General features: G+C 54.6%; 14 protein-coding genes. 1 reads left to right on the top strand and 13 read right to left on the bottom strand.

The annotated features are described in order from the left end of the window. Positions 1-13: 13 nt before the first annotated feature. From ACR0EO_RS11925 to ACR0EO_RS11880, 10 genes are all read right to left on the bottom strand, one after another. The gene (locus tag ACR0EO_RS11925; protein ID WP_480690136.1) at positions 14-1087 is read right to left on the bottom strand and encodes an energy transducer TonB family protein; all 1074 of its coding nucleotides are present in this window, start codon (positions 1085-1087) and stop codon (positions 14-16) included. Further along, positions 1084-1461, bottom strand: coding sequence for an ExbD/TolR family protein (locus ACR0EO_RS11920; protein WP_480690134.1), 378 nt, complete (start codon positions 1459-1461; stop codon positions 1084-1086). Before ACR0EO_RS11920 ends, ACR0EO_RS11925 begins: the two co-directional genes overlap by 4 nt. Beyond that, a complete protein-coding gene (locus tag ACR0EO_RS11915) occupies positions 1458-1784 on the bottom strand; it encodes an ExbD/TolR family protein (RefSeq protein ID WP_480690133.1) in 327 nt (108 codons plus the stop codon). The genes ACR0EO_RS11920 and ACR0EO_RS11915 overlap by 4 nt, the downstream gene beginning before the upstream one ends. 31 nt (positions 1785-1815) lie before the next feature. Further along, a complete protein-coding gene (locus tag ACR0EO_RS11910) occupies positions 1816-2481 on the bottom strand; it encodes a MotA/TolQ/ExbB proton channel family protein (protein WP_480690131.1) in 666 nt (221 codons plus the stop codon). Continuing rightward, on the bottom strand, positions 2478-2909 hold the full coding sequence (locus ACR0EO_RS11905; protein WP_480690129.1) for a hypothetical protein: 432 nt from the start codon (positions 2907-2909) through the stop codon (positions 2478-2480). Before ACR0EO_RS11905 ends, ACR0EO_RS11910 begins: the two co-directional genes overlap by 4 nt. A gap of 167 nt (positions 2910-3076) precedes the next feature. After that, positions 3077-5629 (bottom strand): glycoside hydrolase family 9 protein, encoded by a 2553-nt coding sequence (locus tag ACR0EO_RS11900; RefSeq protein ID WP_480690127.1) that lies wholly within the window; start codon positions 5627-5629, stop codon positions 3077-3079. A 41-nt stretch (positions 5630-5670) separates the two neighbouring features. Continuing rightward, a complete protein-coding gene (locus ACR0EO_RS11895; protein WP_480690125.1) occupies positions 5671-6594 on the bottom strand; it encodes a glycosyltransferase family 2 protein in 924 nt (307 codons plus the stop codon). 1 nt (position 6595) lies between these two features. Further along, positions 6596-7558, bottom strand: a complete 963-nt coding sequence (locus ACR0EO_RS11890; protein WP_480690123.1) for a glycosyltransferase family 2 protein — start codon at positions 7556-7558, stop codon at positions 6596-6598. 27 nt (positions 7559-7585) lie between these two features. Continuing rightward, the gene (locus ACR0EO_RS11885) at positions 7586-8467 is read right to left on the bottom strand and encodes a sulfotransferase family protein (RefSeq protein WP_480690121.1); all 882 of its coding nucleotides are present in this window, start codon (positions 8465-8467) and stop codon (positions 7586-7588) included. Between the two features lie 63 nt (positions 8468-8530). Beyond that, positions 8531-9331, bottom strand: coding sequence for a WecB/TagA/CpsF family glycosyltransferase (locus tag ACR0EO_RS11880; RefSeq protein ID WP_480690119.1), 801 nt, complete (start codon positions 9329-9331; stop codon positions 8531-8533). A gap of 263 nt (positions 9332-9594) precedes the next feature. Here ACR0EO_RS11880 and ACR0EO_RS11875 point away from each other — a divergent pair, with 263 nt between their 5' ends. Then, on the top strand, positions 9595-11826 hold the full coding sequence (locus ACR0EO_RS11875; protein WP_480690117.1) for an exopolysaccharide transport family protein: 2232 nt from the start codon (positions 9595-9597) through the stop codon (positions 11824-11826). Positions 11827-11860: 34 nt separating this feature from the next. Here ACR0EO_RS11875 and ACR0EO_RS11870 read toward each other — a convergent pair whose 3' ends face one another. The 3 genes from ACR0EO_RS11870 to ACR0EO_RS11860 all read right to left on the bottom strand — a co-directional run bounded on the left by ACR0EO_RS11870 (position 11861) and on the right by ACR0EO_RS11860 (position 15179). Continuing rightward, the gene (locus ACR0EO_RS11870; RefSeq protein WP_480690115.1) at positions 11861-12259 is read right to left on the bottom strand and encodes a GtrA family protein; all 399 of its coding nucleotides are present in this window, start codon (positions 12257-12259) and stop codon (positions 11861-11863) included. 87 nt (positions 12260-12346) lie between these two features. Further along, a complete protein-coding gene (locus ACR0EO_RS11865) occupies positions 12347-13834 on the bottom strand; it encodes a hypothetical protein (RefSeq protein ID WP_480690113.1) in 1488 nt (495 codons plus the stop codon). A 43-nt stretch (positions 13835-13877) separates the two neighbouring features. After that, positions 13878-15179, bottom strand: a complete 1302-nt coding sequence (locus ACR0EO_RS11860; RefSeq protein ID WP_480690111.1) for a polysaccharide biosynthesis/export family protein — start codon at positions 15177-15179, stop codon at positions 13878-13880. Between the last annotated feature and the right edge of the window lie 9 nt (positions 15180-15188).

Below are 15188 nucleotides of genomic sequence, written 5' to 3'. Positions count from 1 at the left end.
ACCATCGAACTGGTCAGTTGCTGTTATAGAAAAAGGACAGCTTACGGCTGACTCCTCCGGGCGGTTTAGGGAACGGTGAAGCAGCACGAACTTGCGCCTTTGCCGCGCGCTCAACTTCCGCTGTTCCGCTGCTGTCGATGACATCTACCCATGCCAATGTTCCGTCCGGATTGATCTCAAAGAATACTTTCGCAAAACCCCGGGCTGACGTGTAAACGATGGGCGCTCGGTTCAGGTGGACCAAAACGCGCCCGGCATAGTTGGTTCTGTCGGAATTTCCGGGGCCACGTCCGCCCGAACGATTTCCGCTGCTGCTCTGCGTAAAGGCATCGACGCCCCGCCGCCGATACGTGGTCAGAGGTGACTCAATTTCCCGCGATGGGAAACGCAACGCGCTGAAGTCTCTGGATCCGCTAAGCGTGCCCTGCGGTTCAGTGTCAGGGCGCCGATCTGGCAAACGCGGACGAAGCGAAGACGTCACAGCCCGCTCTGTTGGTTCGCTCTCTTCTCCGGCATCCGCAATGTCGGCTTCGACCGTTTCACTCTGGATAGGCTCTGCGACTTCAACCGACGGCACGGGAGCCTCGGACACTGTTTCAACTGCGTCTGAAGCGCCTTCGGGCGTTTCCGGGGTTTCCGAAGGCTCAGCGGTCGGAGTCTCATCTATGTCGTCGCTCGCTTCGGCTTCTTCAGTCGCAGCATCTGGTGTTGCAGCTGGCTCTGGTTCAACAGGCTCTGGTTCAAGCGGGCGCACCACTTCGGAGGTGCCTGTATCAGGCGCGAAAGTGCGTTGCGGATTATCTGACGCGACGTGCACTTCGCTGGTTGGAATTTCGGCGGGTTCAGGTGCCGGTTCAGGCTCTTCCTCGACCGGAGGCTCCGGAGCCTCGGCAGGTTCGGGCTCAACAGGTTCGGTTACGTTTTCAACAAGGTCTTCAAAACTATTGCCCAATTCGACCGCATCCGAAGGTCTGGTGCCGCCCGGTTGCTCTGTCAATCTTGGGGCCGTAACGCTCAGCCCCATCGCATGCAGAACCAGCGAGACGACAACGGCAATAACCGCAATGACGACCGAGCCCCGGATCATTCCAGCGCCTTTTCGGTTACAACAAAAACGGACACCGCCCCCAAACGACGCAATTCTCCGGTAACCTCGATCAACCGAGACCCCGGTACAGCACGATCCGGCACTATGCGCACCGGGCCTGGATCACGTTCCGCCATGTAGGCTTCGGGATCCATTGGCGCTCCGCGATAGCTGAGAGTTCCATCTTGATGCAAAACTAGCGCATCAGGTGGTTCACGCCCTTCCAGCTCAGAGGTGTCGACGAGGTTCAGATCAGGGTCAAGCGGCGAGGCCACTGTGCCGGCGATCAGAAAAAAGATCAGCATCAAGAAGACGACATTGATCAACGGGATCGTCGAGTCGCGTTTACGACGTTGGCGAACAGACCTGATCATTCCAGCACCAAAACGCTTAGGCCTTCACGTCCGCGCAGTTCGACCAAAAAGTCTACCAAGTGCTGCGCAGTTGTATCGGGATCAAGGCTGACCAGCACCTGCCCGCTTGTAACCTGAGCGGTCAGTTCATCCACCGTTACAGGCGAGCCGTTCAGAACCAGCCGTTCTGCCCCCAATTGGACAAAGACCCGGTCCTGTGGCGCATCACCTGACGCGCCTCCGGTTGTGGCATTGCTCAACTCGATCTCGCCGTATTTCGAGAAGGTCGAAGTAAGCATGAAGAACATCAGCAACAGAAAGATCACGTCGATGAGGGGTGTCATCGCCAATGGTCTTCGGACAAAGGGTGCTGCGTTACGCATGTCCGGGCGCGACCGCCGCAGGTTGGCTTTCATCTACTTGTGGGATGGTTTGCCCCGGCACAAGAACCGTGCGCAGCGCCTTGTCGGCAAACACGCGCTCCCGCGCTGTACGGCTTTCGAACCATGACAGAACCATCGAGGTTGGCATTGCGACGGCCAATCCCACGGCTGTCGTAACCAACGCCACCCAAATGCCGCCCGCAAGCAAAGACGGATCCACAGACGATCCGGCCCCCTGAAGAGTTTGAAACGCCTCGATCATGCCAAGCACCGTACCAAACAGCCCCAGCAACGGCGCAAGCTGCGCCACAGTATCCAACAAGCGAAAACCACGCTCTAGCTCTGCCAGCGCCAGACCGGCCTCAGCGTCCAACCGCTGATCAAGTCCAGGTGCATCAGGTGCGTCCATTGCAACGCCGACAAGCGGCGCCAGGTAGCTATGGCTCTTGGCCAATCTGGCGCGCGCGGTTTGCTTGTCACCTGCATCCCAGGCGGCTAACGCCTGGGACAGAACCCGATGCCGTCCAACCCCGGACGCCGTGAATTGCCACAGTTTGTAAAGCGTAACCGCAACCGTCACCACGGACATGGCAATCAGTATTCCGACCACCGGCCCACCAAGGGCTAGTATTTCGCGCAACGCGTCAAGAACGCTCATCCCAGAAGCTCCACATCTGTCCGACTACTTAAGGTAATGGCTTTCAGGCAGATTTCACTCTCAGAACCACCGATGACACAGCTATTTAAGCCATTGATCAAAATACGGCCGATATTACTGCAAGTCACACCCCTGACATCAAACTGGCGCACCCGCGGTACATCTGAGGGCAAATCCCGGAAATTGTACAAGGTCAGTGTCACAACCCCGCCCGACGCATCAAATACAACCGTTTCAAAGCTGGCAGTATCGATTGCAGTACCCGTTTGGTTTTGAGCCACAAACGTCAGCCTGCAAGCACCTTCTACATCTTGAACTGTATTCAGTTCTACTTGCAGGGTACCGGATGTGTCTTCTGCGGATTGCGCCAACGCTGTTAAGGGCGATATTGCGAGACTTGCGGCCAAAGCCAAACGGCGAAACATCATTGATGCGCTCCCAGTTGTTCAACGTAGGACTAGGGCGACCGGCGACGCTTTGCCGACGCTGTATACGTCATATCCAAGACAGTCAGGACACGAAAGGGCTGCCGACGTCATTGTGAAAAATGAACAAATTCGCGCGCATAGGGCTTTGATCAGCATGCGCTGCGTCGTTACTGCGAAGGTTCCGCCTTTTTCAGGTTCACAGTCGCGCAGGCAACCAGCCATTCCAACACATTTGCCTTCATGTCGTGTTCGGCAGATATCGCAATCGTGGTGCTTTCAAATATCTGAGCATAGATCGGCCAGGCATCCTGATCGGGTGGGTAAATCGATCCTTCGGTCTTTTGCTTTTCCCACTTGTGCATTTTGCCACCGGCAACGCCAAAGCTTATCTGACCAGGGATGGGAGGTTTGCCTTCACCATCCTTGTACAGCGGGTCCGCGAAATCCCTGTGCCCAAGGCCTTGCACAAAGCTTGTATTCGACGAATTGCAGCCAAGGCCAAACCACATCCCCTCGACGGCGGCGGCATGCATTTCTGCAGGCAATTCCTGATTGTCAGAAAAGTACAACGCGAAATGCGCGGCTCTCCAGTTTGATCCCGGACCAAAACGCAGCCAGCCTCGGCCCCAAGGGTAAGTCTGGGTGTTGTGTAATCCATAATCCCGCCCCATGCGTTTGCCCTTCAACGCTCTGTTTTTGATCCATTTTCTTATTGCAGAAACGACAAGTGGATTGGTCTGTTGGCCTTCACGCTCAGCCAAAACGTATTCAAAGTTGGAGAACTGAAACACTTCTTTCTTTATCCCACCTGCCGGAGTAGCCGCCTGTGGCACAAATGGGTTGTTGTCTTCGTACACCGCGCGAGCAGTCGCATCCCCACTGGCGCGGAAAATACCGGCTGCGGCAGCGACACGTGCCCGGGATACGACACTAATCAACGGGTCGGGCTCGGCTTCCGGATCACCACCATAGGGATTGCCGGACAAGAACTCTTGCTCTGCCCAGTACCAGGCTTTTACCGCCTCTTCGATCAGCGCATCGCCCAACGCGGCATCCCCGCAAACGGTTTTAATGACATGGCCCAGCTTTGCAGCGCTGATTGCGAACACATAGGAAGCCCAGTCTTCCTCTTGGTACGCATAGGCGATCTGAACCGGGTTCCACGACACTGACCCGAACACGCCCGAGTTCGAGTATTCGACACCGCCGATGATACCACCATCCTCAGTTTGGGTTCTGCGCCATAGCGAGATACCCCAAAGCGCCTCGTGGATCAGGTCAGGCAGAATTGTCTGCCCATCGCCCTGATCTTCCTCGGATTTACGCGCCTGAACGTCCGGATGCGCAAAGGGCTTGCCACTTTCCGGCAAGTTCAAATGTAGTGTTTGCGCGTATTCAAAAGTCTCGACGAGGTGTGCCATGTGATAAACAGCATCCATGTGCTGAATACGCCGGTCCCAATCTCCTGCATCGTGCCACCCGCCCCAGGCATTGGGGCTGGCTTCTGCAGACGACGACTTGGGCGCTCCCACCGGCCCAATGGCTCCGATGGGCTGCTCTGCGAGGATTTTTCCCGCATTGCCTTTGCCATACCCTTCTGAAGTTGATCCCAATTTAACATTTGTCTTCCATACGGTTAACCCATCCTCGGGATGGCCGTTGCGCGGACGGGTCCGGCCTTCGCCATAAGGTTCCGCGATTTCACAACCGGACCTTTGGTGAAAATACCAACGGGCGGCGAGCCTGAGAGCTTCTTCGTACGGGGTCGCTACAACCCGGAACGGAAACGAAACGCCAAACCCGTCGACATGCATTTCGTATTCGCCTTCCAGATCAAGGTCCGAGAAATCGGCCTCAAATATATCGCAGCCATTAAAATTCTGCTCTTTCCTGTGCGGCTCGGATCCCGGTTTGGCCAGCATCAAGCTGCCTTTTCGAACAACTGAACCGTCCCCAACTGACACCAGGCTCCAGCTGGTGGGTTGCGAAAGTACAGCATCAGTATTGCCGCTTTGACCGTCGTTGTCGTGCCCCCACCACGCACCGACATAAGCCTTTTTGGGTCCGTCCAGCGGGTAACCCGCCTGGCACACATGAACAGCCTCGCTGAACAGATCCGACGATTTGCGTTGTTCAACTTCGGAAACCGACGGCCCCTCGAGTGTTACGACCGCCCCGTCAGGTATCACGCGATCCAAAACCAGCGTCAGTTGATGCCGCTTGGTGCTTTCCCAGATATGCTTTCCCAAAGACAGAGTGCGGATCGGAACTGTCTTGCGATAGACAGAAATGACTTCTGCTCGGGCACCATCAATACTGACGCGCCATCTTCCGGGTTGATCTGCTTTGCGATCCTCACGGAAGCCAGACAGACGGGTACCTCTGATAACCTCTGGCCAGGCAGTGAACTCCTGCGGTTGGGAAACGTTCACATCCCCCGAGAAATAACCCGCTTCACCATTCAACCTTCCTACGGAACCATAAGAGTCAAACGGATCAGGCGACCATTTAAGGCGGTCAGTTGCTGCAACCGGAACCACTTCGGGCACATTGAACAGCGTATCGACAATGGTCAGTTGGACAGTGTTTTCCCCGGTGAACCCAACCACAATCTCAGGCGCTTCGTCCGCAGAGGTGACTGAGGCCAATGCCCCGACAAATGGCGTTGAAAATGCCAAAGCGGTGCCCTGCAATAAAACTGCACGCCTAGAAAACGTCATCTGAATTTGCTCCCCACGGGTTTCCCCGCGTAAACGGTAACTTATTTCCCTGACCGGTCCAAACTCTGCAAAAACCGCCAAACCAACTTGGGTCGCAGCACGCTGTCCGGATACAGAACCACGCCGCACATCCCCTCGAACAAGGCCGACGATTTGCGGCCATACTGATATTGATTTCGGACACCCGACCAGAAAACATCAATCTGCCGCGCTCGCAAAAGAGATCCCAGCTGCGATCCGAACCTCTGCTGCATATCCGGATCAGCCGCGACCTTTTGAATGCTGGGAACCCGGCGCGCAAAGACCGAACCCCGCGCCTGATGGTTGGCCCCACTGGCGACCTGCCGGTACAACAAAAGCGCAGGCCCATCGATTACGGCGAACTCCCCTCGCAGAGCCAAGCGGCACCAAAACTCCCAGTCTTCGCCCTTGATTAGGGTCTCATCATAGCCACCGCACTGCCTTGCAATTTCAGTCCGCAAGGCCAGTGCACCACCGTTGACAACAAAGTTCTTGCGCAGCAATGCGGCCAACTGATCCTGTGGTGGAACCAATAAGCGATTGTCCGATCCGCGCATCGGGTTTCCGTCAACGTCAATCCTCTGCACCCCCGCCAGCGCAGCGATCGCTTTGGTTGTCGTTAGCGTTGTGAAGTAAGCCTGCAAAGCATTGGGTCGCAGCAGATCATCGGCATCCAGGAACAGAACAAACTCGCCCTGGGCGCGGCTCAGACCCAAGTTTCGTGCGGCACTTACTCCTTTGGCCGGCCCTTGCATCACCTGAAATCTGTTGTCGTTTTGAGCGAAGCCTTCGACGATGCTACGCGTGGTGTCCGTTGATCCGTCATCCAGACAGACCACTTCGAAATTGTGGAAGGTCTGCGCCTGAAGGCTTCCTAGCGTTTCGGCAATATACCGTTCCATGTTGCGGGCCGGGATGACGACCGAGAAATCTGGCTGTGCCATATCAGCGCCCTCCGATCCTGTCGCCCTGAACGGCTGCGCTGCTGTATTCGGCGAAATCGACCCGCATTAGACCCGCGATCATTCCACCACCGCGACAAATTTCGAGTATGCCGCGATACCACCTGGCCTGAGAGCCAAAGCCGAGACAAAGGCACATAGCGATGCCCCAACCGATAGCCCCCAAACTTTTGACAGCTCGCATAGCAACGCCCCGACGCCGGATCAGCGCGATACGACTTAGCGTGTTACCCATTCGGAACCATCGCCGCGCAAGCCAGCGCAGCGTTATCCTGTTTTCAGGTACGTCATCCCAGACCAACGCATCGGCGGCAGCACGGATTGTGCCCCCGCTCTCCCGGAGCCGGGAAAAGAACTCTTCATCTTCGCCCCCAGTTTTATTGAACCGCTGGTCGAACCTGAGATGGCGCTGGTGGATTTCTGCAGCTTTCACCAGCGCGTTATTGGTCGCAGCCGAAACCCGCTCTGCGCCCTGTTCGTACGGACCCATGCGAAAAAGATTCAGAGCTTCGATCCAATCAGGGGGCGTCTTTCGGTACCGGGGTTCGACCGGTCCCTGCACTGCAACAGTTCCAGGCAGCGCGATCGTCCGAAGCATCTGGTTCAACCATTGCTCTGACGCGTGTTCGTCATCATCCAAAAAAGCAACAAAGTCAGCATCTTGCGGCGCTTCCGCCAACGTTCGATTACGGGCCGACACTATCCCCGGGTTCGGCTCAATCACATAGATTACCGGCCATTTGCTCAGGCCTTGAATCTCACCCAACGTCGCTTCGGCCGTAGCCTGAGGCGCGTTATCTGCGATCACGAGCGTCACCCGCGCCTGATCCGCGGTCAATTTTTGGGCATTAAGGCTTTGGATTAAAGCCCGAAGCCCCTGAGGTCGCATACAAGTCGCGATACAAACGGCGACATGGGGAGTGTTATCTTTCGAGTTGCCGGTCATTGCCGGATCGCTGACATGGCATTCATTTCAGCGCCCCCCACCAAGATTGCCAGAGTGCAAATCCTGCCAAGTTGCCCAAGGCAAATTGGGGCGGCCTGTCAGCTCTGCCACATACTCCATATCTGGTTTGAACTGATCGGCCAGCATCCGGCGTGTCTTGTCCGTAGGCGGCGCAACCGAGGTTTTCAGGTGCTGCCGGTTCATCGACAGCGCCTGCTTCAAACCCGGCAATTCTTTGATCGTTTTCACCGCCCCATCCATTCCAAACGACCGCATAACGTCGCCCCCTAGCCGCAACGACTTTTGCAGTGTTTTATTGCGATAGGTGATAGTTTCGTGAAAACGCCCGGACACTGCGTCAGGCTGGTCCTCGGATGAAATCCCAAGATGGGCGCAGACTTGGTCAAATGCGCCATCAGGGTTTGCTGCAATGTCCTCAGAGAATAGAACCAGAAGGGCATCGCGATCAAAGCAGGCCAACCAGTTTTCCAGATTTGTTTTGTACTGACTTTGTCGGACGTAAGCCGGGTTCCGCGCCAGCCCCGCCTCAAACGACGTCGAAGACGCGATGTGGCCTTTACGTATCTCATGCATGTGGTTTGAAATTACCCGCGCCACCGGATCCCTGAGAATACAGATCAGCCTCAGGTCGGGATTGTAGTCCCGTGCCCTGCGCGGTGCGTCGCAACTAAAGAAATAGGTCGGAGAGCACTCACCCCTAATGTTTCCGTCATGCCCATCGGAAAAACAGTTTTCGTACCACGCGTAGCCCCGGTCAAAATTCGCGGTAAAGAAATTCAGTTCTTTGGCATCATTGGTCGTAACAGAGTTGTGCCCGGACAGAACGTGATGCAGCCAGGTTGTTGCAGCCTTTTGGGCGCCAATGCCAATAAAATCCACTTTTGTCACTCGAAACCCCCTCAGCCCACTGAACAGTTCGGAAATTCGAACGTGGGCCAAAACCTAAAAACATCATCTGCGCGCAAAGCGCTTGGGCACCTCTTTTCTCAGAACAATGCTCAGCGCGTGCGGCAGTGTATGCAGGTACCGTTTGATCAGATATCTCGGACCCGTCGCCACGCGGTGAAGCCACTCCAAACCCATCCGCTGCATCCAGTGCGGCGCCCGTGGGTAATCGCCCACTACATAGTGAAAGCATCCGCCGCACGTCACAATCCAGGCGCAATGATCCAGTTTCCGCGCAATCCGGTCCGCAAAATACTGTTCCTTGGGTTTTCCCAAACCAACCCAAAGAACATCGGCCCCGCTGTCATTAATATCGGCTACGATGGCGTCTTCCTCAGAAGGGTCAAAATACCCATCTCTGCGGCCGGCCACCTTCAACCCCGGATACAGCTGAACCAAACGTTCTGCGCAATCGCGGTTAATGTCCTCTTTCCCACCCAGCAAATAGAAACTCAGCCCATTCTTGGCGGCGACTTCTGCAGCCGAGTGAATGAAATCTGTAGTTGCTGTGCGTTCGGGGATCGCTTGTTGGCGATGAGAGAGCCGGGACGCCCAGACAACGATCTGACCATCCGCGTGCACAATATCAGCCGCGTTCATAACTTCGGCAAACTTCTCATTACTTGCGTAGAATGAAATGGCCTGAGCATTCGAAGAAAACACTGTCAACGCGCGATCAAGTTCCGAAGCCCTGCGGCGTTCCACATCTTCGAGCATCGCTGTTGTTAATTCAGCGTCACTTGCAATCGCCACAGGCACACCCCCAACAAATGCATGCGGCAAACGCTTTTCGAGAATTTTATTCATCACAAAGCCAACTGGTCAAAAATACTGGTTACGCCCTCAGGTTAGTGCAGCCCTACCGATTCTCGCTATTAAATACTCCCACAACTGCTCTGATTATTGCCACATCTGCATCAGAATTGCCGATAAGCGCTAAAGTTTCTTCCTTTTAGCATCCAATCATGGTCTTCTGATCCCATTGTTGACGTCATTTGATGTTTTTTCTGTTTTTAAAGGCCGCCTCGGCCTATGTTTAGGTATACCTGTGCAACATTTGTTTTTTAGTTATGACTGATCAGTACCGCAGAGGATTGGATTTGGAGCTTTCGGGGGCGGGCATCGCTTCGGCAGGTGACTCAGAACTCAGAACGCTTTCAAACGTAGCCTGGGCAATTAGACGTGCGTTCCCTTGGATTGTGCTTTTTGGGTTTATAGCCGCCGTCCTAGCTTATCTTTTCACTTACACATCTGACACCAAATACACATCCAGCGCGAAAGTCATGATGGAGACGCGCGTTCAGACAGAAACGCAGTTCACGCCTCATGTCTCGGGCCTGCCGCTTTCACTGACATCTTTGGAGAGTGAGCTGGAACTGTTGCGGTCGACGGATCTGATCGAAAGCGTTGTTGACCTTATGGAGCTTCAATCCGATCCGGAATTTGCCGGTGAGGAAGGCGGGTTCACACTGAATCCCATCACGCTGGCTCGGCAAGTCAAGAACGGTCTGGTTAACATAATCTCAGGAAACGGCGAGGACGGAGCTGGGGACGCAGAATCCGAAGCTATTCTTCTGCGCGAAACGACGATCGACAACCTGCGTAAGTCCACTCAGATCGAACAGGTTGGCGACATTTCGGCCGTGTACCAGATACGCGTCACATCAAAATCACCGCAAAAAGCCGCCGAAATCGCTAACAGCCTTGCGACAGAATATCTTTCGATCCTGACAACAATGAAGCGCAACGATCTGGGCCAGTCGCAACAGTGGCTTGCCATTCGGATCGGCCAGTTGCGGGAAGACCTGAACAGCCTCAGCTCGGACCTCGAGGCGCACTCAATCGAAGCACCGTTTTCGCCCGAGGAATACGCAACAATCAAAGCTCAGCGGATCAAAGCGGAAAAACGTTCACAGCTTGTGGAAGAAGAGCTTCTACAACTGCAAGAACAGACTGACACGATCAGCCAGCTGCGTACGTCCGGCAACATTCAAGAGGCAATAGACCTGACTGTACGAGCTGGCTTGGTGACACGCAGCCTGGATGCTGCGGCGAACCCGGATGAGGCTCTCGCCGCACTGGACACGGCGCAAGCCCTGATTGATCAAAGGATCACCGTGATGTCCGGGCAGCTCGCTGTCTTGGGTGAAAACATCGGAACCTTTAAAGAGCAGCAGACTTTGCAGGTTCAGCATGACTCTGTGACAAAGCGTATCGAGAACGAAATCCTGGTAACTGAGGCCATTTATCGAGACTTCGTTTCACAGCTGGGACGTCGCGCGGAACAGGGCGAGTATCTGGATGCCGGGGCTCATATCATTGAAACTGCACGCGTTGCGATCGACCCATCAGAACCCAGACGTGCGCAGGTTTCGATTGCAATTCTGTTTGCCGTCATTTTTGTCGGCCTCGGCCTGACTGTCGTTCGGGAGTTGCTGCAAAAAAGACTGAGAACCACGTTCGAATTCGAAAGCACAACCGGGGTCAAGTTGTCGGCAATTGTTCCCGAAGTCCAAAATGAATCGCCCTTCGAAACATTCTTTACCGAAGATGGCAAGCTCGACCCCGAGCTTTTGCACTTTGGGAAGAAACTGCTGGCAAGCAAGGATATTGGTCTTAGGGCATTGCGCCATGACGGCGACGTTCCTTCGGTGCCCAACCCCGCAGGAGTATTCTCCAAGAACGGCGACGGTGCCCCGGACCAGCAGGTCTCGGAAGGTGGCTGCTTGGTGATCTCCGGTGCCTCTTCTTTGGCAGACGAAGGCAAGACGTCATCACTTCTTCTCATTGGCTCTGTTTGTGCCGAAGCTGGGTATCGAACGCTAATCGTGGATTGTGACACCGCAGGTTCCGCGTATCGGGACTTGTATGAAATGACACCGGCATCACAGGAAAAAGTCGGTGAAAAGCCAGAGGCGCTGGCGAATTTTATTGTGGCCACGCCTCAATCGGGTCTGGGCGTACTGCCCCTGATCGGCCCGGATATCTCGGACGAAAAAACCAGAGATGAAACCGAGTTCCTGTGCTCTCCTGCATTCCAGGCGCTGCTTTCGTCACTGTCCGACATGTATGACGTTATTCTGCTGGACACGCCGCCTTTGTTGTCCGCCGTCGAAGCTGCATACTTGTCTCAGCTTTCACAGCGCGTGATCCTCTTCACCCGATGGAACAACACGCCGCAGAAATCCGTTCTTCAGGCCATGCGCGAGTTGGAAAACGCAGGAATTAGGCCATCCGCTCTGGTTGCGACGCGGGTCAACATGAAGAAAGTCAAACTCTACGGCGACCCGGTTCTGGGTTAACCGGCTGCAGGCGAAACGCGCCGCGTATTCTCTGTTATTGCGAAGATGACCGCGAACCCAGAATACGGCGCGAAAACATGAAATTGATCATCATTCCAGCCAGTGTCGACGGCACCAACGCGACCACCGGATAGGCATTTGCAATCTGGTTCACGTGGATCAAAATGACAAATACCAGGTAGTTGATGGCCATGCCCGCACTCATCGCCAAGACATATCTAAAAAACTCTTTGAATGTGGGCGGCTTGCGAGTAGCGAAGGTAAACGTCCTATTCAAATACCAAGTGGTGGTTACCGCCCCCATAAAAGACAGAAGCCGCCCAGCCTCGGGAATTAGTCCCACCACCTCGGTTGAAAAGAGCAGCAGCGCGGCATCCACCACGAAGGCAATGCCCCCCACAACCGCGAATTTCATAAACTGAGAAGACGGCATTTTGATCGCTTCTTTTCCAGTGCCCACAGTTTACAAACCCATCGCGCCCCGTGTTTTGTCAACAGGTTTTTACCTGCGCAGTGTTGGTCAGTTGTGGTGATCAGGGTGCCTAACTTTTGGTTGATGGAAAGCAAGCAGACAAGCCAGGAAAGGCAACAACCAAATTAGGCGCGCCTGATAGCGGTGATGCGGGTCGGACAGAATTCCGCAGACCGCCGCATTCAGAACAAGTGTAAGCAAAACAACAACGCCCAGCGCCAATGCGACATCCGACACCGGCCGGGATACATAGACATAAATCACAATCACCAAGCTAAACGCGACCGTGACGTAGATAATAGCCGTCAGGGCGGCAAAGGGAAAACTTCCCGAAACTGCCAGAGACTGCCCAAATCTCTGCAGATTAGTTGGGCTCATGAACCTCGGCGCGTTCTCGGCCATGACTCTTTTGGCTGTTCCGAATTCATACAATCCGAACTGGCTTTGTTGCTGAGCAAAGTTGCCAAATGATGCGCTAAGCTGCATGCCCGGCCGCTTGAGCGCAGCTGTTAGAAACACTGAGAAGTCCTCATCACTGAGTCGTTGTTTCGTCTCGGCATCCGCAGTTTGATAAACCCCGTCAGAGCTCCAAAGAAAATGCTGCGACTCATGGTTATTCAGCGGGGCTACGTTGCAGATTGCAAACTCATACGCCTCGCAATCACTTGCAACTAGCGCAGCAACCGGGCCGTCCTCGATACCTCGCGCAGTCAAAAATGGCAGGCTTTGTGGCCACATTCCAAAGACAGCCTGCGAGGTGAATGCAAAAACAAAAGTGGCAGCTATCCCAAGGGCCAGCGCAGACAACGATGCAAACCAACCGGTAAGGCTGAAACGAAGCCTGGGCCAGATCGTCAGTATCACGAAAGCGCTAAGTAGGCCGACAGTCAAAAGAACGTGGCTGCTGTGAAACGCAACGGCTGCAAGCAGCACCGCCCAACAAAAGACCGCTTCGACGGTCGACAAATTGGGGCGGCAAAAGCAAAGCAAAAACAAGCAAAACGGTACCATTGCAGCAAAGACATCCGGCATAGCGTATGCGGTGAAATAGGGCAACGGCGTCGCCAGCATGCAAATGACACCGGCGATAAGGTAAGGCTTTGCAGGGTACTGAGGACAGATCTGTTTTGTAACCAACCAAGCCGCATAGGCCACTGTGATGGCCTGAACGAGCACCAGCAGAAACGCCTCGGCGTTCAGGAAAAGAAATACAAAAACACCGTAATACGGCGATCGAGACATGGGTATGGCAGCTTCATAATCCAGCGCGCCGGTCCCGTTTTGCAACGACCCGCTCAAGATATCTGCAGGTGTGACAACAGCTTCGACACCAGTAGGCGCACCTATCAAAGTATAAACGACCGCCTTGCCCGCATTGTAGTATCCATGAGTATCAAAAAAGATGAATGGATAGCCGTTTATTAAGGACGGCACCGTTTGCAAAATCGCAAAACAACTCACCAGAACTGCAACTCGGAACGTTGTAAGACGAGAGTCTTCTGATTGAAGGATAGCTGTCGATCTGCTGTGTACCATTCCGAAAATCACTTTGGCTCAAAGAACCTCACTCGGTCGGCGGTTACTCGGTTAGCGGGGCCCCGGGTGCCATTTCCTCGACCTCGATTTCCACACTGTCCCCGGGCATCAATTGCGTCAGCTTGTCGGCTTCGAGCATTTGCAACTGGCCGCTCACCAACCGGTAAACTGTAACCGAGTAGTCGATGTCAGTGATCAGGCTTTCGGTTCCAATCTCGTTCGACGCCCCTGCAAGATACTTTGAGATGGTGTCCATCTGCACGCTGGCATCGCGTAGGACCAGGCTTGCGTCTCTGCGCTCTTGCAACAGACGCAGGGAACGTTCTTGCTCGTACAGTTCCCGGTCTCTTTTCAACCTAGTCAGGATCAGGCTGGTGGTCGCCAGATCTTCCTCGACGTCCAGCAGGCGGGTTGCTGAAAGAACCGTGGTACGACGGGTGTCAGCCAGCCGGGATCCCGGTGCCAAACCTCGATCGACCAAACTGACAACGCGCGCCTCTTCTTCCTCATCAGCAGCCAGCGCTTTGGCCAACTCCGTCTTTTGCTGCTGAAGAATCCTAATCCTTTGTTCGGCCTGATCTTCTGCATCCTCGAAATAGTGTCGCTCGCCGGACTCATTCTGTTGGTTGATATTGCGGATCTTGATTTGTTCAGAGACCAGTTCCTCAAGAACCTTTTGCGAAACGGAAACCTGCCCAGCAATCGGTTGCGGGTGGCTCAAATCATTCAAAAGTTCGGACGTCGCGCGCCAGATCTGGACCATGGAATGCGCGTGCTCCAGCGCGGCTTGACCGTATGCTGTCTGCCACCGCATCAATTGAATGGGGTCGATCGAGACATCGTCGGTCAAGAGCTGGCTTCGAACTCCACCCGCCAGTGCTACGGCCTCGCGCGCTGTTATGGCAGGGCGATAGTCAATCTGACCGGTCCGAGCGACATCACCGCCAATGATAATCGGGCGGTATCCATTTCGGGTGATCTCAATCTCATCTCCATCCAATTGAATGATGAATATCTGACCATCCTGATTGTATTGCTTGACGATTTTGCCAGCGGCATCCAAACGAACAAGCCGCTCCAGTTCGTCCGAGGACAATCCCTGCGCCTGAAACTGCCCAAGCCATTGCAGATTGACGTCTCCATGCACATCGATGTTGGCGTCAAAGGACAGATCATCCAGCCCCGTCAGAGTCACCTGAATGCTATCTCCGGGTTCCAGGTTGAAATCCGCGACAGCGGGCGCAGCCTGCAAAAAGGCAAGAACCGACAACGCGCCGACACTTCTGAGGATATGCCGGGAACGACCAGACCACCCCTTACACAATACACTCTTAAACTGTTTCATTCTCAGGCC

This window comes from Ruegeria sp. BE9 (assembly GCF_056538765.1).
Note: the sequence above shows the minus strand (reverse complement) of the source record. Positions and strands in the feature narration are given on the sequence as shown.